This window comes from Microbacterium sp. GXF7504, assembly GCF_054798235.1.
Map to the genome: position 1 here is coordinate 811,750 of NZ_JBSJZI010000001.1, position 26,031 is coordinate 837,780.

Consider the following 26,031-nt stretch of genomic DNA (forward strand, 5'->3'; position numbering starts at 1 on the left):
ATCGGTCTGTAAAGGAGTCGACGATGACGACAGCAGCACCTCCCGTGACGGAGGCGGAGGCCCAGGCGGCCTTCGACGAGCTCATCGCGGCCGACGCGCGCATCGAACCGCGCGACTGGATGCCGGAGGGGTACCGCCGCACGCTCATCCGGCAGATCTCGCAGCACGCCCACTCGGAGATCATCGGCATGCAGCCGGAGGGCAACTGGATCACCCGGGCGCCGAGCCTCAAGCGCAAGGCGATCCTGCTGGCCAAGGTGCAGGACGAGGCCGGGCACGGGCTCTACCTCTACTCGGCGGCGCAGACCCTCGGCATCACCCGCGACGAGATGACGGCGCAGCTCATCGACGGCCGCGCGAAGTACTCGTCGATCTTCAACTACCCGACCCCGACCTGGGCCGACATGGGCGCGATCGGCTGGCTCGTCGACGGCGCCGCGATCTGCAACCAGGTGCCGCTGTGCCGCGCGTCGTACGGTCCGTACGGCCGGGCGATGGTGCGCATCTGCAAGGAGGAGTCGTTCCACCAGCGGCAGGGGTTCGAGATCCTCCTCACCCTCATGCAGGGCAGCGAGGCGCAGCGCCGGATGGCGCAGGATGCGGTCGACCGCTGGTACTGGCCGTCGCTCATGATGTTCGGCCCGCCCGACGACGCGTCGCCGAACTCGGCGCAGTCCACCGCCTGGAAGATCAAGCGCTTCTCGAACGACGAGCTGCGCCAGCGGTTCATCGGCATGCTCGTGCCGCAGGCCGAGGCGCTGGGCGTGACCCTGCCCGACCCGGAGCTGCGCTGGGACGAGGAGGCCGGGCGCTGGCACACGAGCGAGATCGACTGGACCGAGTTCCGCGAGGTGCTCGCCGGCCGCGGCCCCCTGAACGCCCTCCGCCTGCGGCATCGGCGCGAGGCGCACGAGGACGGCGCCTGGGTGCGCGAGGCGGCCGCCGCCTACGCCGCCACGCGGGCGCAGGCTGAACGGATCGCCTCATGACCTCCCCCGGTTCGTCGCCCGCAGAGCAGTGGCCCCTGTGGGAGGTGTTCGTGCGCGCCAAGCGCGGGCTCTCGCACGTGCACGTCGGGTCGCTTCACGCCCCCGACGCCGAGCTCGCCGTGCGGAACGCCCGCGACCTGTACACCCGGCGCGGCGAGGGCGTCTCGATCTGGGTGGTCCCGGCCGAGGCGATCACTGCCAGCGACCCCGATGCGAAGGGCGCGTTCTTCGAGAGCCCCGCCGGCAAGAACTACCGGCACGCGAAGTACTACACCGCGTCCGAGGGGGTGCCGCACCTGTGAGCACGCACGACCTCCACGGCGAGGTGACGGTCGACGACGTCGAACTGGCGGCCGAGCTCGCCGGCGAGGGCGGCCGGGCCGCATCCGCCGACGTCGCGGCATACGCGCTGCGGCTCGGCGACGACGCCCTCGTGCTGGCGCAGCAGCTCGGCGCCTGGGTCTCGCGCGCGCCCGAACTCGAGGAGGACGTCGCGCTCGCGAACATCGCGCTGGACCTCCTCGGCCACGCCCGCTCGCTGCTGCACTACGCCGGCACCTTCGACGGCCGCACCGAGGACGACCTCGCGTACTTCCGCGACGAACCGGACTTCCGCAGCGCCTGGCTGTTCGAGCAGCCGAACGGCGACTTCGCGCACACGATCGCCCGCCAGCTGGTTGCCGCTGGCTGGCTGTGCGAGCTGTACGCCGCGCTCACCGCATCCGCCGACGCGACCCTCGCGGCCGTCGCGGCGAAGGCGGTCAAGGAGGTCGACTACCACCGCGACCACGCCGTGCAGTGGACGCTGCGGCTGGCGCTCGGCACCGAGGAGTCCCGTCGGCGGATGCTGACCGCGATCGCGGACGTGTGGCCGTACGTCGACGAGCTCTTCCGCGACGACGACCTGATCGACCGGCTCGAGGGGGTCGCGGTGCGCCCGTCGACCCTGCGCGCCGCGTTCGACCGCGCGGTCGGCGCCGTGCTTGCCGAGGCCGACGTGCCGGTCCCGGACGTGCAGCCCGCCGCGGGGGGCGGGCGGGACGGCGCCCACTTCCCGAGCTTCGGGGCGCTGCTCGCCGAGATGCAGGTGCTCGCCCGGCAGCATCCGGGGGCGACCTGGTGACCGGCACGGCGTGGGAGGTCGCGGCGACCGTGTGCGACCCCGAGGTGCCGGTGCTGACGATCGCCGACCTCGGCGTCCTCCGCGACGTCCGCGAGGACGGCGACGCGGTGACGGTGACGATCACCCCGACGTACTCCGGCTGCCCCGCCATGGACACGATCCGACAGGACCTCGAACTCGCGCTCGGCGCCGCGGGGTACGCGCACGTGGAGGTGCGACTCGTGCTGTCGCCCGCCTGGACCACCGACTGGATGAGCGAGGACGGCAAGCGCAAGCTGACCGAGTTCGGCATCGCGCCGCCCACGGGCCGCGCCGCCGCATCCGGGCCGGTCCGCGTGCAGCTCGGCGTGCGCTGCCCGCGTTGCGGCTCGCTCGACACGAGGGAGGTCACCCGGTTCGGCTCCACCTCCTGCAAGGCGCTGTACGAGTGCCGCGCCTGCCTCGAGCCGTTCGACTTCTTCAAGGTGCACTGATGCCGGACTCCCCCACCCTCACCGAGCAGGCCGCCCTCGCCGACGCCCTGCTGCACAGCGCCGTCGGCGGTCCCACCGCCACCGGGCGCAGACGCGCGCGGTTCCACCCGCTCCGGGTGGCCGAGGTGCGCCCCCTCACCGCCGACGCGGTCGAGGTCACCTTCGCGGTGCCGGACGACCTCGCCGGCGAGTACGACTACCTGCCCGGGCAGTACGTGGCCCTCCGCGCCCGTCTCGACGGGCAGGAGGTGCGCCGCTCCTACTCGCTGTGCCGCCCGCCGACCGCCGGGTCGGTGAGCATCGCGATCAAGCGGGCGAGCGGCGGCCGGTTCTCCGAATGGGCGCAGACCGGCCTCCGCCCCGGCGACGAGCTCGACGTGATGAGCCCGCAGGGCACCTTCACCACGACACTCGACGACCTCGACGGCGCCCACGTCGCCGCCGTCGCCGCGGGATCGGGCATCACCCCGCTCATGGCGCTCGCGACGACCGTGCTCACCCGCTCGGCGAGCGCCCGGTTCACGCTCGTCTACACGAACCGGTCCAGCCTCGACGTGATGTTCCTCGACGAGCTGGCGGACCTGAAGGACCGCTTCCCCACCCGCTTCGCGCTCCACCACGTGCTCTCGCGGGAGCAGCGGGCGGCGCCCCTCCTCTCCGGGCGCATCGACGAGGACCGGCTCCGCCGCATCCTCGACGGGCTCGTGCTGCCGTCGACCGTCGACGAGTGGTTCCTGTGCGGGCCGATGGAACTCGTGCAGCTGTGCCGGGACACCCTGGCTGACATCGGCGTCGACCGCGCGCATGTGCGGTACGAGCTGTTCACCACCGGCGACGACACCGGACGGGACGCGCCGCGACCGCCGGTGCGGGTGCGGGCCGACGAACCCGTGCACACGATCGAGTTCACGCTCGACGGCCAGTCGACCCGGGTCGACAGCCCCGTCGCCGCCCGTGAGTCGATCCTCGACGCCGCCCTCCGGGTGCGCCCCGACACCCCGTTCGCCTGCGCCGGCGGCGTGTGCGGCACCTGCCGCGCCCGGGTGCTCACCGGCTCGGTGGCGATGACCGAGAACTACGCGCTCGAACCCGACGAGATCGAGCGGGGGTACGTGCTCACCTGCCAGTCCCACCCCACCTCCGACCGGGTCACGGTCGACTACGACGAATGAGGACCGCATGATCGAGCTGCGCATCGACGACGACGTCGCCCGCATCGTCCTGACGAACCCCGACCGGCTGAACGCCCTCGACGAGCAGGCGCTCCGCGACCTCGACGCCGCGTACGCCGAGGCCGAGGCGGCGGGCGTGCGCGCCCTCACCCTGCGCGGCGAGGGCCGCGCGTTCTGCGCGGGCCGCGACATCGCCGGCGTCGACGCCGCCACCGACGACGTGACCGGCTACCTCGACGGCCTGCTCACCCCGCTCCTGCACCGCATCGCCGCGTTCCCGGCGCCGACCTTCGCCGCCGCCCACGGCGCCTGCCTGGGCGTGGGACTCGGCCTGCTCATCGCGACCGACGTCGTGTACGTCGCCGACACCGCGAAGATCGGGTCGCCGTTCGCCGGGCTCGGCGCGGCGCTCGACTCCGGCGGGCACGCCCTCTTCGTCGAGCGGCTCGGTGCGCACCGCACGCTCGACCTCGTCTACACCGGCGGGATGCTGTCGGGCGACGAGGCCGTGCGGCTCGGCCTGTTCTCCCGGAGCATGCCGGCGGGCGAGGTGCAGGACGCCGTCGACACGGCGGCGCGGGCCGCCGCATCCGGGCCCACCGCCGCGTTCCTCGCGAGCAAGCGCATCGTCGCGCGGCTCCGCGACGAGCGGGCGGGCCTCTGGGAGGCGGTCGCCGCCGAGAACGCCGCCCAGGCGGCCCTCCGCGACACCGACGACTACCGGGAGGGGTTCGCCGCGTTCCAGGCGAAGCGGCGCCCGGTGTTCCACGGGCACTGACCGCGCCTCGTAGGCTGGGAGGCATGCGGCTGGCCACCTGGAACGTCAACTCCATCCGCGCCCGGGTGGCGCGCACCGTCGAGTTCTGCGTGCGCGAGCACGTCGACGTGCTCGCGATGCAGGAGATCAAGTGCAAGCCCGAGCAGTTCCCCTACGGGCCGTTCGAGGAGGCCGGCTATCACGTCGTCGCGCATGGCCTGAACCAGTGGAACGGCGTCGCGATCGCGAGCCGTGAGCCGATCGAGGACGTGGAGACCGCGTTCCCAGGCATGCCCGGGTTCCTCAAGGGTCACGAGGGGCCCGATGTGCCGCAGGAGGCCCGCGCCCTCGGCGCGACCGTCGGCGGTGTGAAGGTGTGGAGCCTGTACGTGCCCAACGGCCGCTCGCTCGACGACCCGCACTACCGGTACAAGCTCGACTGGCTCGGCGCCCTCGCCGACTACACGCGCGACTCGCTCGCCGCGAACCCCGACCTGCCGCTTGCGCTCGTCGGCGACTTCAACATCGCGCCGACCGACGACGACAACGGCGACCCGACGGTCGTCGAGGGCGTCACCACCCACGTGTCGCCGCCCGAGCGCGCCGCGTTCCAGGCGCTGCTGGACGCGGGCCTGTCCGACACCGTCCGCCCGCTCGTGCCGACCGGCTACACGTACTGGGATTACAAGCAGCTGCGCTTCCCCCGCAACCAGGGGCTGCGGATCGACTTCATCCTCGGCTCGCACGCGTTCTCGCAGGCGGTCACGGGCGCCGCGATCCACCGTGACGAGCGCAAGGGCGAGATCCCCAGCGACCACGTGCCCGTGGTCGTCGACCTCGACCTCACCGGTCCGGACGACGACGTCCCGATGATCTTCGGCTGACGTTCACAGGCCCCGGTCGGCGGCATCCATGTCCCCCGTGACCACGGGGCCCGCCGGGGCGTACCGCAGCAGTACCGCGCCCTTGGGCGTGGACTCCGCCGGTTCGAGGAGCCGGAGGGTCGCCGGGAGCGCCCCGTCGGGGAACAGCTTCTTGCCGCATCCGAGCACGACCGGGTAGACCCACAGGTGCAGTTCGTCGAACAGGGTCTCGCGCAGCAGCGTCTGCGCGAGGTCGATGCTGCCGATCACGTGGATGTCGCGGTGCTGTTCGCGGAGCCGCCCGATCGCGGTGCGCAGATCCGGGCCGAGGCGGGTGGAGCCCACCCACGACAGTCGCGGTGCCCCGCGGGAGGCGACGTACTTCGGCACCCGGTTCAGCGCGTTCGCGATCTCCACGTCGGTGCCGGTGTGCGAGGGCCAGTATGCGGCGAAGAGGTCGTAGGTGCGGCGTCCGAGCAGGAGCGCGTCCATGCGGCGGATGCCGTCGGTGATCCGCGCGCCACCGACCGGGTCCATGAACGCGGCCTGCCAGCCGCCGAACGGGAATCCGCCGGAGGGGTCCTCGTCCGGACCGCCCGGGGCCTGCGCCACCCCGTCGAGCGTGGTGAACATGTCGATCACCACGCGGCCGGTCATGCCGTCGCCTCCGGCACGAGGTAGAGGAAGCCGAGCGCGTTGCCGTCCGGGTCCTCGACGTCACGGCTGTACATGAAGGTCTGGTCCTCCGGCGGATGCGCCTCCCGCCCGCCGGCGGCGATCGCCCGCTCGACGAGGTCGTCGACCTCCGCGCGGGTGTCGCGGACGAACGACACCACCGTCTGCACGGCCTCGGCCGGGTCGACGATCCGCTTGTCGGTGAAGGTCGCGAAGAACGCGCGGTCCATGAGCATGAGGGCCAGCGAGTCGTCGTCCCACAGCATGCAGGCGGCGTTCGCGTCGGTGAAGTTCGGTTCCGCCCGGGCGCCGAGGGCGGTGTAGAACGCCTTCGCCCGTTCGACGTCGCCGGTGGGCAGGTTCACGAAGATCCGCGGCATGTGTGGCAACCCCTTCGTTCGCCGGACGCTGCGACCAGCATGCGCCTTCGCCGCACCGGGCGGAACCCCCGGGGACGACGGAAGCCCCGGGCGGTCGGCCCGGGGCTTCCGTGAGGGTCGCGTGGGGTTACGCGGCGACCTCGACGCGCGCGTAGCGCGAGACGAGGGCGATGAACGCGTCGAGGTAGGCGCGGAGGAACTCGGCCGTGGCCTCGACCGTGACCTCGCCGTCCTCGCCGAACAGACCCGGGGTGGCCTGGATGTAGCCCTCGGGCTGACCCAGGGTCGGGGCGTTGTAGTGGCTGAGGATGGCCTTCAGGTGCTGCTGCGCCGCGGCGGTGGCGATGCCGCCGCCGGAGGTGCCGATGACGGCGGTGGGCTTGCCGTCGAAGGACCCCTGCCCCCACGGGCGGGCGGCCCAGTCGAGGGCGTTCTTCAGCACGCCGGGGATGGAGCGGCTGTACTCGGGGGTGACGATGATGACGCCGTCGACGTCGGCGATGGCCTGCTTGAAGTCGCGCGCGACCTGCGGGTAGTCCGCGTCGTGGTCGGGCGAGTAGAAGGGCAGGTCCTTGATCGGGATCTCCTGAAGGGTGACGCCCTCCGGCGCGAGCCGCTCGAGCGCCTTCGCGAGACGCCGGTTGATGGACGTGCTCGAGATGCTGCCGACGATGTACCCGATCGTGATGTCGCTCACGTGTGCTCCTTCGTGTGTGACGGCTCCCGGTGAGCCGGTGGGCTGCTGCCCGTTGGAGCCGAACGCCACCCGCATCCGCTCTATTCCCGCGCATGCACCTCGCCCACCCCCGGGGGAGCGGGGGATGCGGGGGTCAGCTGCGGTGGGCGGCGCGGCCGGTGTGGCCGGCGAGCGCGTCGGCGGCGCGGACGAGCGCGAGGTGCGACAGCGCCTGCGGGGTGTTGCCCGCCTGGTGCCCGCTGACCGGGTCGAACTCCTCGGCGATGAGCCCCACGTCGTTCGCGGCGCGCAGGGCCGACGCCATGAGCCGTTCCGCATCCTCGTGGCGGCCCATGCCGGCGTACTGCTCGACGAGCCAGAACGAGCAGGCGATGAACGCGTTCTCGCCGCCCGCGAGCCCGTCGACCCCCGTCGCCGATCGGTAGCGCTCGACCAGGCCGGTGGGCATGAGGGTCTGCTCGATGCGCTCGACCGTGGCCACCATGCGCAGGTCGTCCGGGGCGCAGAAGCCCACCTGCGGCAGGAGCAGCAGCGACGCGTCGACCTCGTCGGTCTCGTAGTGCTGCGTGAACCAGCCGCCCTCGGGGTGCACGCCGTGGTCGCGGATCTCGGCCGACAGGCGGGCGCGGAGCGTCTTCCACTTCTCGACCGGCCCCTCCAGGCCCCAGCGTTCCACCGCGCGCACCCCGCGGTCGAACGCCGCCCACATCATGGCGCGCGACTGCGTGAACATGCGTCGCGGGCCGCGCACCTCCCAGATGCCGTTGTCGGGGTTCGCGATCCCGGCCTCCACGCGGTCGATGAGGGCGCGCTGCAGCGGCCATGAGAAGTCGTCCTCGGCGAGGCCCGCGATCCGCGCCGCCTCGAGCGCGACCATCACCTCGCCGATGACGTCGCCCTGGTACTGGTCGACGGCGCCGTTGCCGATGCGCACGGGCGCGGCACCCTGATAGCCGGGGAGGCTCGTGAGCTCGCGCTCGGCGAGGTCGCGCTCCCCCGCGAGCCCGTACATGATCTGCATCTGCGAGGGTTTGCCGGCGACGGTCCGCAGCAGCCACATCCGCCAGCGTTCGGCGACGCCCAGGAACCCGTGCGCGACCAGGGCTTCGAGGGTGAGGGCGGCGTCTCGCAGCCACACGTAGCGGTAGTCCCAGTTGCGGGCGCCGCCGAACTGCTCCGGCAGCGACGTGGTCGCCGCCGCGACAATGCCGCCGGTGTCCTCGTGCGAGAGCGCACGCAGCACGAGCAGCGAGCGCACGACGTGGTCGTGGTGTGGACCGTCGTAGGAGATCGTGCCCGCCCACTGCAGCCACCACTCCCGGGTCGACCGGTACGCGTGCGCGACGTCGAGCGGCGCGGGCTCCGGGTCGAACGAACGGCACCAGGTGGCGACGAGGTCGCGGCCGTCCCCCGCCGCCACCGTGAACACGGCGCGATGGGCATGGTCGGATGCGGAGAGCGCGATGCCGCGCACCACCAGCGTGTCCGGGCCCGCGGTCGCCCGCAGGGCCGGCGACTGCGCGGTGCCGGTCTGGCGCACCCACGGGATCGCGCGGGCGTAGTCGAACCGCATCCGGAGTTCGGTGGCGAACTCGACCTCGCCGGAGATCCCGACGATACGGCGGACGAGGTCGACCCGGCCGTGGTCGGTCGGCATGAAGTCGGTCACCTCGGCGACGCCGGATGCGGTCTCCCACCGGGTCACGAGGATCATGGTGTCGCCGTCGTAGCGGCGGGTGGCGACGGCGTCCGGGTCGGTCGGGGCGACGCGCCAGCATCCGTGGTCCGGGGTGCCGAGCAGGGCCCCGAAGAGGGAGCCCGAGTCGTAGCGGGGGGCGCAGAACCAGTCGATGCTGCCGTCGCGGGAGACCAGCGCCGCCGTCCGGCAGTCGCTGATGATGGCATAGTCCTCGATGGGTGCGCTCACGGGATGATTCTGCCGTCTCGCGCACTACGGTGTCGGCTATGACGGATGCGACGACGCTGATCATCCTGGGCGCCACCGGCGACCTGACCAAACGACTCCTGCTGCCGGCGCTGTGCCAGCTGCTGGCGGAGCAGCCCGAGCGACGGGTGCGGCTGGTCGGGGCGGGGAACGAGGAGCTGTCCGACCGGGCCTTTCGGACGCGGGTGCGGGAGGCGTTCGGCGACGACGCGACCGAGAACGCCGAGGCGGTCGCGAAGGCCGCCGAGTACCGGCAGGTGGACATCACCGACCGCGCCACGCTGCGCGACCTGCTCGCCGAGGGCGACGGGCGCAAGGTCGTGTACTTCGCCGTCCCGCCGCAGGTCGCGCAGCTCGCCTGCGAGGCGCTGTCGACCCGCGACCTGCCCGACGACGTGATCTTCGCACTCGAGAAGCCGTTCGCATCCGATGAGCACACCGCCCGCGCCCTGAACGACACGCTCCGCGCCCTCCTGCCGGAGAACCGGATCTTCCGGGTCGACCACTTCCTCGGCCGGTCGATGGTGCTGAACCTGCTCGGGGTGCGGTTCGCCAACCGCGTGCTCGAGCCGGTGTGGGGCGCCGAGCACATCGAGTCGGTGCTCATCCGGTACGACGAGAAGCTCGGGCTCGAGGACCGCGCCGGCTACTACGACCGGGCCGGGGCCCTGCGCGACATGATCCAGAGCCACCTGCTGCAGGTGATGGCGATCGTCGCGATGGAGCCGCCCGCGACCCTGCACGAGGCCGACCTCCGCGACGCCACCGGTGCGGCGCTCCGAGCGACGCGCGTGTGGGAGGACAACCCGGTGCACTTCTCCCGTCGCGCGCGGTACACGACGGGCGACGTCGACGGCCGGACGCTCCCCTCGTACGTCGAGGAGTCGGGGGTCGACCCGGCCCGCGAGACCGAGACGCTCACCGAGGCCGTGTTCGAGGTGCGGACGGCCCGCTGGACCGGGGTGCCGTTCACGCTGCGCTCGGGCAAGGCGCTCGGCGCTGCGACGCACGAGATCGTGCTCCGGTTCCGCCCGGTCCGCCACCTGCCGGACGGCTTCGGCGGGGAGGCACCCGGATCGGTGCTGCGGTTCTCGCTCGGGCCCGACGCGATGTCGCTGCAGCTGAACGTCAACGGCGGGGAGGACCCGTTCGTGCTCTCGCAGGCGACGATGGCGACCGCGCTCGGCACCGGCGCGCTGAAGGCCTACTCCGAGGTCATCGAGAACATCCTCGACGGCGAGCCCGTGCTCTCGGTCCGTGGGGATGCGGCCGAGCAGTGCTGGCGGATCGTGCAACCGATCATCGACGCCTGGCGCCGCGGCGACGTGCCCCTCGACGAGTATCCCGCGGGCAGCGAGGGCCCCGCATCCTGGCCCGCCCTCACCTGACGCGCACCGGACGCGTCGGTGCGCTGTGCCGCGCGTGCGGCGTGCGCGGCGTGCACAACTGCGGAGATGACCGCCGACACGCCGTGTCACGGCCGCCGGTGCCCGGCGTGTCGGGTGCGGACTCCGCAGTTGTGCACGGGCTGCGCGGGTGACGGGACCCGGATGCGGCGGGTCAGCGCTCGACGAGGATGCCGTCGGCGTCGGCCCACACGTGCTTGCCGGGGACGAAGTCGACCCCGGCGATCCGCACCGGCACGTCGACCTCGCCGACACCGTCCTTGGCGCTCTTGCGGGGGTTCGAGCCGAGCGCCTTCACACCGAGCGGCAGCCGGCCGATCGCCTCCCGGTCGCGGATCGCCCCGTGCACGATGATCCCGGCCCAGCCGTGCTCGACGGCGGATGCGGCGATGAGGTCGCCGACGAGGGCCGACTCGAGCGACCCGCCGCCGTCGACCACGAGCACCGCACCGTCGCCCGGGGTGCCGAGCACCTGCTTCACCAGGGCGTTGTCCCGGTGGCAGCGGATCGTGCGGACGGGTCCGTCGAAGGCGACGCGGCCGCCGATGTCGTGCAGTTGGAGTGCGAGCGAGTCGAGCGCGTCGCCGCGCTCGTCGTAGAGGTCTGCGGTGGCGATCGTCATACCGCCACGCTAGGGCGGCGCCGACGCCGCTGGCGCCCTTCCGCCCGGTGAAATTCGGCGGTCCTTCCGCGGAAGAAAAGCCTCCGGGACCGCGTTAGCGTGGAGGTACGACGGGCCGACGACGTCTCGTTCCACCACCCCACCGCACGACCCAGGAGCCTGCATGACCCCCGTCGCCACCAACCCCGCCGCCACCGACGTCCCCGTGATGGACGTGTTCGAGCAGCGCTGGTCGACCCGCATCTTCGACGCCGCCGCGACCATCGACGAGGACGCCCTCGCCTCGGCGCTCGAGGCCGCCCGCTGGGCGCCGTCGGCGAGCAACACGCAGCCGTGGCGGTTCATCGTGGCCCGCCGGGGCACCGAGGCGCACGCGAAGGTCTTCTCCTCGCTCATCGGCTTCAACCAGATGTGGGCGGGCGACGCGAGCGCGCTCGTCGTGTTCGTCGCGCAGACCGTCCGCGAGGACGGCGAGCCGCTGCCGTGGGCCGTGTACGACACCGGTCAGGCCGCCGCGTTCTTCACCGTCCAGGCACACGCCGGCGGACTCGCGACCCACCAGATGGGCGGCTTCGACCGTGCCGCCGTCGCCGAGGCGTTCGGCCTCGACGACGTCTTCACCCCGCTCGCGGTCATGGCCGTCGGCACGCTCGGCGACCCGGCCGGTGCCGACGAGAAGATGCGCGAGCGCGAGGCTGCTCCGCGCACCCGTCGCCCGCTGGCCGACACCGTCGTCGTCGACGACTGACCCGGTCTTTCCGATCGCCCCCTCTCCGCTTCGGCGGGAGGGGGCGATCGCGTTCTCGGATGCCCTCGCACGCCCCACGCGCGATACACACTGACGCCGCGGGCGCAACCACCTTTCATCCCGGCATGGCGGTTCGCACGCTTGACGGACCATTCGGATCCCCCAATCGAAAGGATCACCATGTCGGAGCATCTCCGTTCGACATCCCCCGGTGACACCGGCGGCGCCGGCACCGTCGACACCGCGAAGGAGGAGGCGAAGAACCTCACCTCGACCGCTGCGAGCGAGGCCGGGAGCGTGGTCGAGACCGCCAAGCAGGAAGCCGCTTCCGTTGCGCACACCGCCGGCTCGCAGGTCAAGGATCTCTACCACCAGACCACGCGCGAACTCAACGAGCAGGCGGGCACGCAGCAGAAGCGCCTGGCCGAAGGGCTCCGCAGCGTCGGCGACGACCTCGGCTCGATGGCCGCACGCAGCGAGCAGCCGGGCATCGCCTCCGACCTCGTGCGGCAGGTCTCGCAGCGCGTGGGTTCCGCCGCGTCCTGGCTGAGCGACCGCGACCCGGGCGCCGTGATCGACGAGGTCAAACGGTTCGCACGCCGGAAGCCGGGCACGTTCATCGCGGCGGCGGCCGTGGCCGGCGTGGTGGTCGGCCGCCTCACCCGCGCGTTGGCCTCCGCGGCCTCCGACGGCACCGGCACCGGTGCCGGCTCGACCGGCACGGCGTCCGCCCCTGGCGTCCGGGACGCCGGGCACGAGGCCGGGCTCCCGCCCGCACCCCCGGTCCCGGTGGTTCCGCCGACCCCGGAGACGTTCGGCGCTCCGGCCGTCGCGCCCGACGCCGCTCCGGCCGACACCCCGCTCTACCGCGACCTCTCCGGCGAGGAGGGCACGGCCCTCGGCGAGGGTGACGGTCGTGTCTGACGCACCCACCCCGTCCGAGCGTCAGGCGGCGAACGAGTCGCTGGGCGCGCTGGTCTCGGAGGTCACCAAGGACATCTCGACCCTGATGCGCCAGGAGGTGGAGCTCGCGAAGGTCGAACTCCGCGACTCCGCCCAGCGCACCGCGAAGGGCGCCGGGATGTTCGGCGGCGCCGGGTATGCCGCATCCATGACGGTGCTGTTCCTCTCGATCGCCCTGTGGTGGGCGCTCGGCACGCTGATCGGCGGCGGCTGGTCGGGCGTGGTCGTCGCCGTCATCTGGGCCGTCGTGGCGCTCATCCTCTTCCTGGTCGGCCGCAGGAAGTTCCAGGAGGTCAAGGGCGCGCCGCAGACCGTCGACACCGTGAAGCAGATTCCAGAGGCATTCCAGAGAAACGAGGAGAACCGATGAGCGATTCACCGGAGGCCATCCGTGCGGACATCGACCGCACCCGCACCGAACTCAGCCAGGACGTCGACGCACTCGCCGACAAGGTCACGCCCTCGAAGATGGTGGGCCGGCAGACCGATCGGATGCGGCACCGCCTGGGCTCGTGGCGCGACCGGATCATGGGCGCCGCCGACGACACCGGCTCGACCCTCTCGTCCGCGGGGTCGTCCGCGGCCGGCGGTGTGAAGGACGCCGCAGGTCACGTGGGCGACGCGGCAGGCGACGTCGTGCACAAGGCGCAGGGCAACCCCCTCGCGGTCGGGCTGATCGCGTTCGGCGCGGGGTTGCTCGCCGCATCCCTCATTCCGGCGTCCGCCAAGGAGAAGGAGGTCGCCGGCACCGTGAAGGATGCGGCGCAGCCCCTTCTGGACGAGGCCGCCGGCGTCGCCCGGGAGGTCGGGGAACACCTCAAGGAACCTGCGCAGGAGGCCGTGGCGGCCGTCAAGGATTCCGCCGCGGATTCCGCCCGGACGGTGAAGGAGGAAGCGACGGATGCTGCGGGCACCGTCACCGATCAGGCCCAGCAGGCACGGGAGCACGTCAGCGACGCCTGATCGGTCCCACCATCCTTCACCGAGGGGGCGGGGCGGATCCGCCTCGCCCCCTCTCCCGTCCCCCGGAAGGGCACCCGCATGTCCAGCGAACGCACACCCACCACCGACCGGCACGCGCCGGATCCGGAGCACGCACGCAAGCCCGACTCGCCGACCCAGCTGGAGAAGCGGTCCTGGCGGTACGTCGCCGGCAAGACGATCCGCGAGTTCATCACCGACCAGTGCACCGATCTGGCCGCGACGCTCACGTACTACGCCGTACTCGCTTTCTTCCCCGCCCTCATCGCCGTCTTCTCGCTGCTCGGGGTCGTCGGGCAGGGCGAGCGCGCCGCATCCCAGGTGCTCGACATCGTCGGGACGGTCGCACCGGATGCTGCGGACTCCCTCGAGGGGCCGATCACCGGCATGGCGGACTCCTCTGCTGCCGGTTTCGCGCTCGTGACCGGTCTCGTGCTCGCGGTCTGGTCGGCGTCCGGCTACGTCCGCGCCTTCAGCCGGGCGATGAACCGGATCTACGAGATCGAGGAGGGACGCCCGGTCTGGAAGCTCATCCCGCAGCAGCTGCTGATCACGATCGTCGGCATCGTGATGATCGCCATTGCCGCGGTGATCCTCGCGGTCTCCGGCCCGGTCGCCGACGCGATCGGCGACGCGCTGGGGCTCGGACCGGTCGTCACCACGGTCTGGTCGATCGCGAAATGGCCGGTGCTGGCGTTCATCGTCGTGCTGATGGTGGCGATCCTCTACTACGCGACGCCGAACGCGAAGCAACCGAAGTTCCGGTGGCTGAGCCTGGGCTCGGTGCTCGCGATCGTCGTGCTGGCGATCGCGTCGGCCCTCTTCGGGCTGTACCTCGCCAACTTCGCGAACTACGACCGCACCTACGGGTCGCTCGCCGGCATCGTGATCTTCCTGCTGTGGCTGTGGATCGCGAACCTTGCGCTGCTGTTCGGCGCCGAGTTCGACGCCGAACTGGAGCGCGGCCGTCAGTTGCAGGGCGGGATCGCCGCGGAGGAGGACATCCGCCTGCCGGCGCGTGACACGCGCAAGAGCGACAAGGCCGCGCAGAAGGAGGCGGAGGACGTCGCGGAGGGTCGCCGCATCCGTCGCGGCCACGAGGACGACGAGCGGCGCTGATCGCGGACACTGTAGGACCCCGGATGCGGTCCCACCAGCCCCTGCCACCGGCGATGCCGCGTGCCTACCGTGAAGCATGCCCCGCACCGCGCCCGCCATCGTGTCCATCGGCACCGCCGTGCCGCCGACGCGCCTGACGCAGCAGGAGGTCCGCGACCTGTTCACGGCGCAGCCCGGGCTCGACCGGCTCGGCCGCAGGCTCGTGCACGCCGCCTTCGACGCCGCGGCGATCGACCACCGGCACACCGTGCTCCGCGGGCTCGTCGACCCGTCCGACAGTCAGGCCCTCCGCATCCGCGACGACGACGGCACCCTCCGCTCCCCCGCGACCTCCGCCCGCTCCGCCGAGTACCGCCGGCTCGCGCCGCCGCTGTTCGCCGCCGCCGCCCGCGACGCGCTCGAACGGGGGGAGATCGACCCGGATGCGGTCACGCACCTCATCACGGTCTCGTGCACCGGGCTGTTCGCCCCCGGCCCCGACGTGCTGCTCGTCCGCGACCTGGGCCTGCGGCCCACCGTGGAGCGGTACCACCACGGCTTCGTCGGCTGCGCCGCGGCCGTGCCGGCCCTCCGCGCCGCGCACCGGCTCGTGCTCGCCGACCCGGATGCGGTCGTCCTCGTCGTGTGCGCGGAGCTGTGCTCGCTGCACATCCGCGCGTCCGACGACCCGCAGCAGATCGTCGCCGCATCCGTCTTCGCCGACGGCGCGGCGGCGGCCGTCGTCCGCGCCGGGGCGCCCGGTCTCGAGCTCGGCGGGTTCGGCACCGCGCTCGTGCCCGACGGCGAGGGCGAGATGACCTGGACCGTCGGCGACGAGGGCTTCGAGATGGTGCTCACCGCCGAGGTGCCGCGGATCGTCGGCCGCGAGGTGCGCGAGGCGGCGGCGCATCTGATGGACGCGGACGCGTGGGCCGTGCACCCGGGTGGCCGCAGCATCCTGGACCGCGTCGCCGACGGGCTCGGCCTGGACGAGGCGGCGATGGCGCCGTCCCGCAGGGTGCTGCGCGACTACGGCAACATGTCGAGCGCCACCGTGCTGTTCATCCTGCGCGACCTGCTCGACGACCCCGCGCTCGCCGACGGTGCCGGCGTGGGCCTGCTCGCCTTCGGGCCGGGCCTCACGGTCGAGTCGGCGATGCTCCGCCGCCGCACCGGGGCGGGGGCCGGGGCCAGGGCCACCGGGGCCGGCGCCGGGGCCGGGGCCGGGGCCGGGGCCGGGGCATGAGCCTGCGCGAACGCGACCGCGGGCTCACCGAGCTCATGGACGACCCCGACTGCGACCCGGTGCGACTCGCCCGCACCCTGCGGCGGTTCGACACCGTGAACCGGCTCGTGTCGGGCTGGCGCACCGTGTACCGCCGCGTGCTGGGCCCGGCGCTGCGCTCGCTCGGCCGGCCCGCCCGGGTGCTGGACCTCGGATGCGGCGGCGGCGACGTGACCGCCCGGCTCGCGGCCCTCGCCCGGGCGGACGGCGTCGAGGCGACGTGGGTCGGCGCGGATCCCGACCACCGCGCGCTGCCGGTCGCGCGGCGGTTCGCGGGCGACGGCGTGACGTTCGTCGCCGCGGACTCCGCCGCGCTCCTCGCCGCCGGCGAGCGCTTCGACGTGGTGGTGTCGAACCACGTGCTCCACCACCTCGACGGCCCCGCGCTGGCGGCGTTCGCGGCCGATTCGCTCGCGCTCGCCCGCGGCCCGGTGCTGCACGCCGACATCGAGCGCGGCGCGCTCCCCTACGCGCTGTATGCAGCCGGGATCACGCCGCTCGCGCCGGGCACGTTCCTGCGCACCGACGGCCTGCGCTCGATCCGGCGGAGCTTCCGCGCCGGCGAGCTGCAGCGCGAGCTGACGCCCACCGGCGACTGGACGGTTGCCCGGCCGGTGCCGTTCCGTCTCCTCGCGATCGGCCGGGGTCGTGCCTGAGCTGCCGGGCACCGCGCCGGTCGTTATCGTCGGCGCGGGCCCCGTCGGGCTCCTCCTCGCGGCCGAGCTCGCCCGCCGGGGCGTCGACCCGGTCGTGCTGGAGCGCCGGGCCACGGCGGGCGGCGGCACGCGCGCGATCGGCGTGCACGCGCCCGCGCTGGCGGCGCTCGAGACCGGCGGCACCACCGAGCGGCTCCTCGCCGGCGCGGTTCGCGTGTCCAGCGGCGAGGCGCGCAGCGGCGGCGCGCTCCTCGGCACCGTGCGCTTCGACCGGCTCCATCGGCGGTTCCCGTTCGTCGCGACGCTGCCGCAGGCGGCCACCGAGGCGGCGGTGGGCGCGGACGCCCCGCCACCGGTCCGCGGGGTTCACGTGCTCGCGGTGGCACCGGACGGCGAGCGGATGCGGGTGCGCACGGATGCCGGTGAGGTCGACGCCGGGATCGTCGTCGTCGCGGGCGGGGCCGCAGGGCGCGACCTCGCCTACCGGCCGGCGGCGCTGCGTCCCCGGGAGTACCGGGACCGGTACCTCATGACCGACACGGCGGTCCCCGCATCCGCGCCCGTCGCGACGGTGCACCTGGGGCCGACCGGCGTGCTGGAGTCGTTCCCGCTGCCCGGCGGGCGACGGCGGTTCGTCGCGTGGGACCGTGACCCCGACCGCACCGGCGAGGGCGAACGGCGGGATCGGATGCGGGACGCGCTGATCGCCCACGGCTTCCCCGAGGACGCGGCCACCGTGCGGGAGGCGAGCGGGTTCCGGGTGCGGCGGGTCGTCGCGCCCGCGCTCCGGCGTGGACGGATGCTCGTGATCGGCGACGCCGCGCACGAGATCAGCCCGATCGGCGGGCAGGGCATGAACCTCGGGCTGCTGGACGCTGCGACGCTGGCACCGCCCCTCGCGGACTGGGTGCGCACCGGCATCCCGCCCGCCGGCCTCGACGCGTGGGAGCGGCGGCGCGTCGCGTCCGCGCGGACCGCCGCGCGCATCGCGGCGCTGAACACCGCACTCGGGCGGCCGCTGCATCCGCGCGCCGACGCCGCCCGCCGCCTCGCCCTGCGCCTCGCCCTGCTGCCGCCGGGGGCCCTGCTCCTCGCCCACGCCTACGCGATGGGCTTCGACCGCGACGCGTGAGCCGGGGCCCGTCACCGGCGTGTGCGTGCTGGCCTGCGTGTGTGCAGAACTCAGGACATTTCGGTCGCGCCGCCCGGCGATCCGCGTGATCACGGCAGCCGCGGCGATCCGTCCTGAGTTTTGAACGCGGGCGAGACCCGCGGCACCACCGTCAGCCGGCGAGGGGCACCCCGGTGGTCATGAGCTGTGCGGCAAGCAGGAGCGCCGCGAGCATCACGAGTCGGAACACCACGCGGCCCGCGGTGCCGCGGAGGACGAGGACGGCGGCGGCCGCCGCGACGAGCACGACCGCGACGAAGCACACCCACCCGACCACCGGGACCGCACCGAGGTCGCCGCCGACCGAGCCGACGAGCACGGCGACCGCCCCGCCCGCGACGGCGAGCGCCGCGAGCACCGCCGAGACCCGGGCGCCGAGCCGGTGCGGCAGACCGCGGACGCCGGTGCGCCGGTCGTCGTCGAGGTCGGGCAGCACGTTCGTCAGGTGCACGGCGGCGCCGAGCACCGCGCCGGCGAGCGTGGCCCACCACGCCGCGAGCTGCGGCGGGTCGGCCGCAAGCGTCGCGAGCGACGGGAACAGCCCGAAACTCAGCAGGAACGGCGCCACCGACCACGGCGTCGCCTTGAGCCCCGCGTTGTACGACCAGGCGGATGCCAGGAGCACGGCATGTGCGAGCAGCATCCATCCGCCGAGCACCGCACTGAGCACGAGCGCGACGGCGAGCGTGCAAAGCGCGGCGATCCAGGCGGTGCGGACGCCGACATCGCCGCGGGCGATCGGCTTGTCCGTCCGGCCGACGGCGCGGTCGCGGTCCACGTCGATCGCGTCGTTCGAGACGCCCACCGACAGCTGCCCGGCGAACACCGCGACGACCAGGAGCGCGATGCGCGCAGCATCCAGCCCCGCAGCCACCCCGAGCGCGCCCGACAGTGCGGTCACGACGAGGGTCGGGCCCGGATGCGACGAGGCCCAGAGGGCCCCGACGGCGGATGCGGCACGGTGCATGTCCCGACGCTAGCCGCGTCGCCCGCTCACTCCCCGCAGGCTTGCGCGCACCCCGCCGACCCACACACCGCGCCGACCCACCCCTCTTTCTGCGAGCCACCCCCCTTCCTGCAGCAGAAAGGGGGGTGGCTCGCAGAAAAGGGGGTGGCTCGCGCGCGCAGCGACGCATCGCGCGCGGAGCGACGCATCGCGCGCACAGCGACGCATCACGCGCAGCGACGCATCGCGCGCGGGGTCAGTCCTCGATGAGCTCGGCCTCGATGACGTCGTCGTCCGCGGGCGACGCCGACGGGCCCTCGCTCGTGAGCACGAGCTGCGAGCCGTCGGCGGCGACGTCCACGCGCACCACGTCACCGTCGCGCACCCCGCCGGAGAGGATCGCCATCGCGAGGCGGTCCTGGATCTCGGACTGGATGAGGCGGCGCAGCGGCCGCGCGCCGAACACCGGGTCGTACCCGCGCTCGGCGAGCCAGGCGCGGGCGTCCGGGGTGACGGCCAGCACGAGACGGCGGTCCTTGAGGCGGCGCTGCAGCGCGTCGACCGACAGTTCCACGATCTGGGCCAGGTCGTCCTGGCTCAGCGCCTGGAACATCACGGTGTCGTCGAGCCGGTTGAGGAACTCGGGCCGGAACGCCTGCCGCAGCAGCGCCTGCACCTGCTCGCGCTTCTCCTCGGTCGACAGCGTCGGGTCGATGAGGATCGGCGACCCCAGGTTCGAGGTGAGGATGAGGATGACGTTCCGGAAGTCGACCGTGCGGCCCTGGCCGTCGGTCAGCCGGCCGTCGTCCATCACCTGCAGCAGCACGTCGAACACCTCGGGGTGCGCCTTCTCGACCTCGTCGAGGAGCACGACCGAGTAGGGGCGTCGCCGCACGGCCTCGGTGAGCTGGCCGCCCTGCTCGTACCCGACGTAGCCGGGAGGGGCGCCGACCAGCCGCGACACCGAGTGCTTCTCGCCGTACTCGGACATGTCGATGCGCACCATGGCGTGCTCGTCATCGAAGAGGAACTCCGCGAGCGCCTTCGCCAGCTCGGTCTTGCCGACACCGGTCGGGCCGAGGAAGAGGAACGAGCCGGTGGGCCGGTTCGGGTCGCTGATGCCGGCACGGGAGCGGCGCACCGCATCCGCCACGGCCTTCACGGCCTCCTTCTGCCCGATGAGGCGCTTGCCGAGCTCGGCCTCCAGATGCACGAGCTTCTCGGTCTCGCCCTGCAGCAGCCGCCCGACCGGGATGCCGGTCCAGGCGGCGATGACCGCCGCGATGTCCTCGTCGGTGACCTGGTCGTTGACCATGCGCTCACCGCTCGACTCCGCCATCTCGGCGACGCCGAGCTCCCGCTCGAGCGCGGGGATCTCGGCGTACAGCAGTCGCGACGCCTTCTCCAGGTTGCCCTCGCGCTGGGCGCGCTCGGCCTCGACGCGGGCGGCGTCGAGTCGGGTCTTCAGCTCGCCGACCCGGTTCAGCGACGCGCGCTCCTGCTCCCACCGGGCCTGCAGCTCTCCGAGCCGCAGCTCCTCCTGGGCGAGGTCCTCGCGCAGCTTCTCGAGCCGCTCCTTCGACGCCGGGTCCTTCTCCTTCTTCAGCGCGAGCTCCTCGAGCTTCAGCCGGTCGACGTGCCGGCGCAGCTCGTCGATCTCGAGCGGCGCCGAGTCGATCTCCATGCGCAGCCGAGACGCGGCCTCGTCGATGAGGTCGATGGCCTTGTCGGGCAGCTGCCGCGCCGGGATGTACCGGTTCGAGAGGGATGCGGCGGCCACGAGCGCGCCGTCGGCGATGGCGACCTTGTGGTGCGCCTCGTAGCGCTCCTTGAGCCCGCGGAGGATCGCGATGGTGTCCTCCACGCTCGGCTCCCCGACGTACACCTGCTGGAAGCGGCGCTCGAGCGCCGCGTCCTTCTCGATGAACTCGCGGTACTCGTCGAGGGTGGTCGCGCCGATGAGCCGCAGCTCGCCCCGGGCGAGCATGGGCTTGAGCATGTTGGATGCGGCCACGGAGCCCTCACCGCCACCGGCACCCATGAGCACGTGCAGCTCGTCGATGAAGGTGATGATGCGGCCGTCGGACTCGGTGATCTCCTTGAGGACGCTCTTCAGGCGCTCCTCGAACTGGCCGCGGTACATGGCGCCGGCGACGAGCGCGGAGATGTCGAGCGAGACGAGCTCCTTGCCCTTCAGCGACTCCGCGACGTCGCCTGCGACGATGCGCTGGGCGAGACCCTCCACGACGGCGGTCTTGCCGACGCCGGGCTCGCCGATGAGGACGGGGTTGTTCTTGGTGCGCCGGGTGAGCACCTGGCTGACGCGACGGATCTCACTGTCGCGGCCGATGACGGGATCGAGCTTGCCCTGCCGGGCGCGCTCGGTGAGGTTGATGCCGAACTGCTCGAGGGCGCTCTGCGCTTCCTCCTGCCCCGGCTGTTGCGTTGCGTTCATGCGATCTCCTGAAATCTTCGGGACTGTGAACTTGAGTCCTGCTGGCTCAACTTTATCATCCCGGTTCGATTTCCGCGACCGTTTGTCGAGCTGACCTGGGCCGCACTCAGGCGGCGGACTCTGCGGACGCAGCCCCGGGCGCGGCCGAGCGGGCGGCGGCGGTCGCCTCGGGCGTGCAGCAGAACCGCGCCCGGTACGCCGTGGGGGTCGTGCCCAGCACGCGCGAGAAGTTCTGCCGCAGCACCGCCGCCGATCCGAACCCGCACTCGTCGGCGATCCGGTCGAGCCCCATGTCGGTGCGCTCGAGCAGCCGCTGCGCGTGCAGCACCCGCTGCCGGTTCAGCCACGCGGCGGGGGTCGTGCCCATGTCGGCGCGGAACCGGCGGGCGAAGGTGCGCGGCGACATATGCGCGCGGGCGGCGAGCTGGTCGACCGTGAGGTCGTCGCGCAGGTGCGCCAGCATCCAGTCGGTCACCGGGGCGAGCGAGAGCGACGAGGTCTCGGCGATGGGCTTCGTGATGAACTGCGCCTGCCCGCCGTCGCGCTGCGGCGGCACGACCATGCGGCGGGCGACCATGTTCGCCGCCTCGGCGCCGATCTCCTGGCGCAGCAGGTGCAGGCAGGCGTCGAGGCCGGCCGCGGTGCCCGCGCTCGTGATGATCTTGCCGTCCTGCACGTAGAGCACGTCGGGGTCCACCGTGATGGCGGGGTACATGCGCGCCATGGTGTCGGCGTACATCCAGTGCGTCGTCGCGCGGCGCCCGTCGAGCACCCCGGATGCGGCCAGCACGAACGCGCCGGAGCACACGCTCAGCAGCCATGCGTCCCGCTCGACGGCCCGGCGGAGGACGCCCGCGATCCGCTCGTCGATGTCGGTCCAGCGCTCGCGGACGACGGGTGCGACCACCACGAGGTCGGCGTCCTCCGCGGCGGAGAGATCCCGGTCGACGGTGATCGAGAACCCCAGGTTCGATGGCACGAGCCCCGGCTCGGTGCTGCAGATCCGGAAGTCGAAGTTCGGGATGCCGTCGGCGGATCGGTCGAGGCCGAAGGCCTCGCACGCGAGCCCGAATTCGAACGGCGCGAAGCCGGGCTGGACGATGACGGCGACGCTTTCCATGGGAGCCTCCGGTGTGGCAGATTTCGGTCGAAGTGTGTCGATTCTGCCACTGTTGGCGCGATCACGCCAGGCGTAGTTTTCCTGCCATGATCACCTTCCTCAGCATCCTCGGCATCCTCGCCCTCCTGGGCATCGTCGCCACCATCTCCGCGATGCTCGGCGACGGCTACCGCCCCGCACCCACCGACTGGACCCAGGTCCATGAACGCCGCGACGAACCAGGCCTCGACCCGATCGCCGACGACGTCGCCACCGCACCCCCGACGGCCGCGCACGCGGCGGTCCCGCGGCGGCGTGCCGCCCGCCGCGCAGCGCGTGTCAGGGCCGGCGCGACCCGGTGACCCGCTCGTACACCCCGACCATGGCGGCGGTCCGCGACGACTGCCGGAACCGCTCCGCCACGGTCGCCTCCGGGCTCGGGGCCGTGCCCGCCGTGATGTCCGCCGCCGCCGCGCGGAGGGTCGCGGCGAGCGCGGCCACCGTGCCGTCCGTCGGCGCCCACACCCCGCCGCCGAGCTCGGCGGCGATGTCGGGGTCGCTCACGACGGCCGGCGTGCCGAGCGACGCGGCCTCGAACACCGTCATCCCCTGGGTCTCGAACCCGATCGAGGTCTGCACCACGGCGTCGGCCGCCGCGAGCCGACGCAGCGTCTCGGCGTAGGGCAGACGTCCCGCGAACGACACGGATGCGGCCGGTCGCCGCTTCGCGAGCAGGCGCCCCGCCGCCCGCAGCTGTCCGCCCCCGCCGATGATTTCGACGTCGGCGTCGATCCCCGATGCGGCCACCGCGTCGAGGAACGGCAGCAGCCGCTTCTCGGGGCTCATCCGCCCCACCCACACGAACCGCGGGCGCCCCGGCCGTCGCCCGTCGCGCGGCACCGCCGCGAGCAGGTCGTCGTCGATGCCGTTCCAGATCACGTCGACGCCGCCGCCCGCGGGCACCGCGCCGTTGGCCTCGAGCCGGCGCGCGAAGTGCCCGGACGGGGCGGTCACCGCATCCGAGCGCACGGCGAACCGTCGCAGGTACGCCCAGCCGTCGGACGCGGAGGTCGGAGCATCGGCCGGGGTCCGAGGGTCTCCATGCGCGGACGTCCGAGCGAGCGCGCGCCGCTGCCACAGGTTCAGCACCCGCAGCACGAGCGACGGGAACGGCGCGACCGCCGCGATGCCGACGTCGACGCGGTTGTGCATGGTGTGGACGACGGGCAGCCCGTGCCGGGCGGCGAACCGGTGCCCGATGAACGCGCCCCAGAAGTCGGCCTGCACGTGCACGACGTCGACCGTCGGGCGCGAGGCCATGGCCTCGTCGAGGCGCCGGTCGGTGCGCCGGCCCGGCCAGGACAGCGAGTACTCGCGATCGGGCGTGATGGGGATCGCCGGCAGGTCGAGGTAGCCGGGATCGTCGTCGTGCGCCCGGAACATCCGCGGCGCGACCACCGTCACGGTGTGTCCGGCGCGCTCCAGGAACCGGCGCTGCAGCCGCATCGACACCTGCGCGCCGCCCAGCGACTCGAGGTGCTGGTCGCCGAAGAACACGACGTGCACGGCGGCTACTCGGGGAGCGATTCGCCGCGGTAGAGCGCCTCGAAGGTGTCGAGGGTGCGGTTGATGTCGTGGATGCTCACGCCGTCGAGCGAGGCCTGCTGCATCCGCAGCCGCTCCTCGGGCTCGGCGGTGAGCACGTCGGTCAGGCGCGCGGCGAGCTCGTCGGCGTCGCCCGGGGTGAACAGGTACCCGTTCTCGCCGTCGTGCACGAGGTGCGGGAGCGCCACCGCATCCGCCGCCACGACCGGGAGCCCGGATGCCATGGCCTCCATGGTCGCGATGGACTGCAGCTCGGCGATCGATGCGATCGCGAACACCGTCGCGCGCGAGTACAGCGAGCGCAGCTCCTCCTCGGAGGTGTGCCCGTGGAACGTGACCCGTTCCGTGAGACCGAGCTCGGCGGCCAGCTGCTCGAGGGCCTTGCGCTGGTCGCCGCTGCCGACGACGTCGAAGGTGACGTCGAGCGCGGGGTCGAGCTTCGCCATGGCACGCAGCACCACGTCGATCTGCTTCTCGGTGGTGAGGCGGCCGACGAACAGGATGCGGTTGGCGTCGCGCGGACCGAGGTTGGGCGTGTAGTTCGACTTGTCGATCCCGCAGCTGATCGGGATGACACCGTGGATGTCGATGGTCGACTCGAGGAAGTCGGCGGCGCGGCGCGTGGGGGTGGTCACCGCGCGGGTGAGGGCGAAGGTACGCTTCGCGTCGCCCCACGCCCACTTGAGGAGCACCTTGTTCAGGGCGTCGGGCAGGGTGGTGAAGTCGAGGATGTTCTCGGCCATCACGTGGTTGGTCGCGATGACCGGGATGCCGCGCTTGCGGGCCTCACGGGCGAGGCCGCGGCCGATGACGATGTGCGACTGGATGTGCACGACGTCGGGCTTGACCTCGTCGAGCGCCTTCCGCGCGTAGTGGCGGACACGCCACGGCAGCACGAACGTGAGCCAGTCGTGGGGGGCCCAGCGGTAGGACGGCAGGCGGTGGACGGTCATCTCCTCGCCCTCCACCTCCTCGCGGAAGACACCGCTGTTGGCGTGCCCGGCGCTGGGCGCCATGACGTGCACGTCGTGGCCGCGGGCGACGAGGCCGGCGGCGAGTCGCTCGGCGAAGCGGGCGGCGCCGTTCACGTGCGGCGTGAACGTGTCCGCCCCGATGAGGATCGTGAGGCGGTCGTCGGACTCGCCGTCGGGGGTGGTCGCGGGGGAAGTCACGGGACGGTGGCTGCCTATCTCTGCGAAGGTCGCGTCGGATGCGCGCGATGGGGTCGCGTCAGGGTGCGCGCGATGGGTTCCCACTGTACCTCGCAGGCCTTGTCCCACCTGGGAGCGACCCTCAGGGCGGGCCTTGCGGGCCACGTACCCTGGTGTCATGTTGCGACTGCAGGCGGACGCCCCCGCCGAGACCTGGGTGCCGGTGACCGGTTCGCTGGGACTGCGCGGCCGGCGCCACCGCAAGCGGGCGATCGGGATGCTGCTGGCGGGCGCGAACGCCGCGTCCGGCGCCGAACCCCGCCCGGGCTCGGGCTTCGCGGCATGGGCGGCGAGCCAGGCGGCGCCGCTGCTGATCCGCCGGGCCGACGGCCGGGTGCTGGCGTGGATGTGGAAGGCCGATCCGGAGCTCGTCGTGGCGCTCGCGCAGGTGCAGGAGGCGACGCCGCAGCTGCGGACCGCCCGCGCCATGATGCCGATGGAGTACGACGACACCGAGGATTTCCGGAACCCCCACCTGGGCAACGGCGAACGGCTCGTGGTGCCGCTGCCGCGGAATCCGAGCGCGCCGCCGTTCGCGACGTACACCTGGGACCTCGGCACGCACCTCGTGACACTGCAGGCGGTCGGCGGCGACCGGGAGCGGTTCGGCACCGCGCTGCCCGCCGTGGACGCGCTCGCACGCACGCTCCGCGCGGTCGAGGACCTGCCGCTCGGCGGCGCCGACGTCCTGCGCCTCCCCCCGGCCTGATC

General features: G+C 73.0%; 28 protein-coding genes. 18 read left to right on the forward strand and 10 right to left on the reverse strand.

What is annotated here, in order from left to right; genetic code table 11:
• The first annotated feature begins 23 nt into the window (after positions 1–23).
• Genes paaA through ACWAUO_RS03835 form a run of 7 tightly spaced genes read left to right on the forward strand, consistent with a single transcriptional unit; the run spans position 24 to position 5,398 of the window.
• The gene (gene paaA, locus ACWAUO_RS03805; RefSeq protein WP_460773191.1) at positions 24–989 is read left to right on the forward strand and encodes a 1,2-phenylacetyl-CoA epoxidase subunit PaaA; all 966 of its coding nucleotides are present in this window, start codon (positions 24–26) and stop codon (positions 987–989) included.
• Positions 986–1,291 carry a 1,2-phenylacetyl-CoA epoxidase subunit PaaB gene (gene paaB, locus ACWAUO_RS03810; protein ID WP_460773193.1) on the forward strand — a complete coding sequence of 102 codons (306 nt, stop codon included), beginning with the start codon at positions 986–988 and terminating at the stop codon, positions 1,289–1,291. The genes paaA and paaB overlap by 4 nt, the downstream gene beginning before the upstream one ends.
• Positions 1,288–2,112 (forward strand): 1,2-phenylacetyl-CoA epoxidase subunit PaaC, encoded by an 825-nt coding sequence (gene paaC / locus ACWAUO_RS03815; RefSeq protein ID WP_460773194.1) that lies wholly within the window; start codon positions 1,288–1,290, stop codon positions 2,110–2,112. Before paaB ends, paaC begins: the two co-directional genes overlap by 4 nt.
• On the forward strand, positions 2,106–2,585 hold the full coding sequence (gene paaD, locus ACWAUO_RS03820; RefSeq protein WP_460773292.1) for a 1,2-phenylacetyl-CoA epoxidase subunit PaaD: 480 nt from the start codon (positions 2,106–2,108) through the stop codon (positions 2,583–2,585). Before paaC ends, paaD begins: the two co-directional genes overlap by 7 nt.
• A complete protein-coding gene (gene paaE / locus ACWAUO_RS03825) occupies positions 2,585–3,757 on the forward strand; it encodes a 1,2-phenylacetyl-CoA epoxidase subunit PaaE (protein WP_460773196.1) in 1,173 nt (390 codons plus the stop codon). The genes paaD and paaE overlap by 1 nt, the downstream gene beginning before the upstream one ends.
• A 7-nt stretch (positions 3,758–3,764) precedes the next feature.
• Positions 3,765–4,535: an enoyl-CoA hydratase/isomerase family protein gene (locus tag ACWAUO_RS03830; protein ID WP_460773198.1), complete on the forward strand. Its 771-nt coding sequence runs from the start codon at positions 3,765–3,767 to the stop codon at positions 4,533–4,535.
• 23 nt (positions 4,536–4,558) lie between these two features.
• On the forward strand, positions 4,559–5,398 hold the full coding sequence (locus ACWAUO_RS03835; RefSeq protein WP_460773199.1) for an exodeoxyribonuclease III: 840 nt from the start codon (positions 4,559–4,561) through the stop codon (positions 5,396–5,398).
• A gap of 3 nt (positions 5,399–5,401) precedes the next feature.
• On the opposite strand, the gene ACWAUO_RS03840 is transcribed toward ACWAUO_RS03835, so the two are convergent.
• From ACWAUO_RS03840 to ACWAUO_RS03855, 4 genes are all read right to left on the reverse strand, one after another.
• Complete coding sequence (locus ACWAUO_RS03840) at positions 5,402–6,034, reverse strand: dihydrofolate reductase family protein (RefSeq protein WP_460773201.1); 633 nt, start codon at positions 6,032–6,034, stop codon at positions 5,402–5,404.
• Positions 6,031–6,432, reverse strand: a complete 402-nt coding sequence (locus ACWAUO_RS03845) for a VOC family protein (RefSeq protein ID WP_460773202.1) — start codon at positions 6,430–6,432, stop codon at positions 6,031–6,033. The genes ACWAUO_RS03840 and ACWAUO_RS03845 overlap by 4 nt, the downstream gene beginning before the upstream one ends.
• 127 nt (positions 6,433–6,559) lie before the next feature.
• Positions 6,560–7,129, reverse strand: coding sequence for an NADPH-dependent FMN reductase (locus tag ACWAUO_RS03850; RefSeq protein WP_460773204.1), 570 nt, complete (start codon positions 7,127–7,129; stop codon positions 6,560–6,562).
• A 133-nt stretch (positions 7,130–7,262) separates the two neighbouring features.
• Positions 7,263–9,056, reverse strand: a complete 1,794-nt coding sequence (locus tag ACWAUO_RS03855; RefSeq protein WP_460773205.1) for a glycoside hydrolase family 15 protein — start codon at positions 9,054–9,056, stop codon at positions 7,263–7,265.
• 38 nt (positions 9,057–9,094) lie between these two features.
• Here ACWAUO_RS03855 and ACWAUO_RS03860 point away from each other — a divergent pair, with 38 nt between their 5' ends.
• Complete coding sequence (locus tag ACWAUO_RS03860) at positions 9,095–10,462, forward strand: glucose-6-phosphate dehydrogenase (protein WP_460773207.1); 1,368 nt, start codon at positions 9,095–9,097, stop codon at positions 10,460–10,462.
• Between the two features lie 172 nt (positions 10,463–10,634).
• Here the strand turns inward: ACWAUO_RS03860 and rraA are convergent, their stop codons facing one another.
• Positions 10,635–11,102: a ribonuclease E activity regulator RraA gene (rraA, locus tag ACWAUO_RS03865; protein WP_460773209.1), complete on the reverse strand. Its 468-nt coding sequence runs from the start codon at positions 11,100–11,102 to the stop codon at positions 10,635–10,637.
• Between the two features lie 163 nt (positions 11,103–11,265).
• Here rraA and ACWAUO_RS03870 point away from each other — a divergent pair, with 163 nt between their 5' ends.
• The 8 genes from ACWAUO_RS03870 (at position 11,266) to ACWAUO_RS03905 (ending at position 17,965) form a co-directional block, all read left to right on the forward strand.
• On the forward strand, positions 11,266–11,850 hold the full coding sequence (locus tag ACWAUO_RS03870; RefSeq protein WP_460773211.1) for a nitroreductase family protein: 585 nt from the start codon (positions 11,266–11,268) through the stop codon (positions 11,848–11,850).
• Positions 11,851–12,030: 180 nt separating this feature from the next.
• Positions 12,031–12,774 (forward strand): hypothetical protein, encoded by a 744-nt coding sequence (locus ACWAUO_RS03875; RefSeq protein ID WP_460773213.1) that lies wholly within the window; start codon positions 12,031–12,033, stop codon positions 12,772–12,774.
• Positions 12,767–13,183 carry a phage holin family protein gene (locus ACWAUO_RS03880; RefSeq protein WP_460773214.1) on the forward strand — a complete coding sequence of 139 codons (417 nt, stop codon included), beginning with the start codon at positions 12,767–12,769 and terminating at the stop codon, positions 13,181–13,183. The genes ACWAUO_RS03875 and ACWAUO_RS03880 overlap by 8 nt, the downstream gene beginning before the upstream one ends.
• Positions 13,180–13,776 carry a DUF3618 domain-containing protein gene (locus ACWAUO_RS03885; protein WP_460773216.1) on the forward strand — a complete coding sequence of 199 codons (597 nt, stop codon included), beginning with the start codon at positions 13,180–13,182 and terminating at the stop codon, positions 13,774–13,776. The genes ACWAUO_RS03880 and ACWAUO_RS03885 overlap by 4 nt, the downstream gene beginning before the upstream one ends.
• A 78-nt stretch (positions 13,777–13,854) precedes the next feature.
• On the forward strand, positions 13,855–14,913 hold the full coding sequence (locus ACWAUO_RS03890; protein ID WP_460773218.1) for a YihY/virulence factor BrkB family protein: 1,059 nt from the start codon (positions 13,855–13,857) through the stop codon (positions 14,911–14,913).
• A 76-nt stretch (positions 14,914–14,989) separates the two neighbouring features.
• Positions 14,990–16,138: a type III polyketide synthase gene (locus ACWAUO_RS03895; RefSeq protein ID WP_460773220.1), complete on the forward strand. Its 1,149-nt coding sequence runs from the start codon at positions 14,990–14,992 to the stop codon at positions 16,136–16,138.
• The gene (locus tag ACWAUO_RS03900; RefSeq protein WP_460773222.1) at positions 16,135–16,833 is read left to right on the forward strand and encodes a methyltransferase domain-containing protein; all 699 of its coding nucleotides are present in this window, start codon (positions 16,135–16,137) and stop codon (positions 16,831–16,833) included. Before ACWAUO_RS03895 ends, ACWAUO_RS03900 begins: the two co-directional genes overlap by 4 nt.
• A complete protein-coding gene (locus tag ACWAUO_RS03905) occupies positions 16,826–17,965 on the forward strand; it encodes an FAD-dependent oxidoreductase (RefSeq protein ID WP_460773224.1) in 1,140 nt (379 codons plus the stop codon). The genes ACWAUO_RS03900 and ACWAUO_RS03905 overlap by 8 nt, the downstream gene beginning before the upstream one ends.
• Positions 17,966–18,116: 151 nt before the next feature.
• Here ACWAUO_RS03905 and ACWAUO_RS03910 read toward each other — a convergent pair whose 3' ends face one another.
• The 3 genes from ACWAUO_RS03910 to ACWAUO_RS03920 all read right to left on the reverse strand — a co-directional run bounded on the left by ACWAUO_RS03910 (position 18,117) and on the right by ACWAUO_RS03920 (position 22,525).
• A complete protein-coding gene (locus ACWAUO_RS03910; protein ID WP_460773226.1) occupies positions 18,117–18,971 on the reverse strand; it encodes a UbiA family prenyltransferase in 855 nt (284 codons plus the stop codon).
• 235 nt (positions 18,972–19,206) lie between these two features.
• Positions 19,207–21,405, reverse strand: a complete 2,199-nt coding sequence (locus ACWAUO_RS03915; RefSeq protein ID WP_460773228.1) for an ATP-dependent Clp protease ATP-binding subunit — start codon at positions 21,403–21,405, stop codon at positions 19,207–19,209.
• A 106-nt stretch (positions 21,406–21,511) separates the two neighbouring features.
• On the reverse strand, positions 21,512–22,525 hold the full coding sequence (locus ACWAUO_RS03920; protein WP_460773230.1) for a GlxA family transcriptional regulator: 1,014 nt from the start codon (positions 22,523–22,525) through the stop codon (positions 21,512–21,514).
• An 86-nt stretch (positions 22,526–22,611) separates the two neighbouring features.
• Here ACWAUO_RS03920 and ACWAUO_RS03925 point away from each other — a divergent pair, with 86 nt between their 5' ends.
• Entirely contained in the window at positions 22,612–22,866 is a 255-nt protein-coding gene (locus ACWAUO_RS03925) for a hypothetical protein (protein WP_460773231.1), read from the forward strand.
• On the opposite strand, the gene ACWAUO_RS03930 is transcribed toward ACWAUO_RS03925, so the two are convergent.
• Positions 22,844–24,070, reverse strand: coding sequence for a glycosyltransferase (locus tag ACWAUO_RS03930; protein ID WP_460773233.1), 1,227 nt, complete (start codon positions 24,068–24,070; stop codon positions 22,844–22,846). The genes ACWAUO_RS03925 and ACWAUO_RS03930 overlap by 23 nt on opposite strands.
• A gap of 5 nt (positions 24,071–24,075) precedes the next feature.
• Complete coding sequence (locus tag ACWAUO_RS03935) at positions 24,076–25,281, reverse strand: glycosyltransferase (RefSeq protein WP_460773234.1); 1,206 nt, start codon at positions 25,279–25,281, stop codon at positions 24,076–24,078.
• A gap of 157 nt (positions 25,282–25,438) precedes the next feature.
• Here ACWAUO_RS03935 and ACWAUO_RS03940 point away from each other — a divergent pair, with 157 nt between their 5' ends.
• A complete protein-coding gene (locus ACWAUO_RS03940) occupies positions 25,439–26,029 on the forward strand; it encodes a hypothetical protein (RefSeq protein ID WP_460773236.1) in 591 nt (196 codons plus the stop codon).
• Positions 26,030–26,031: the final 2 nt, after the last annotated feature.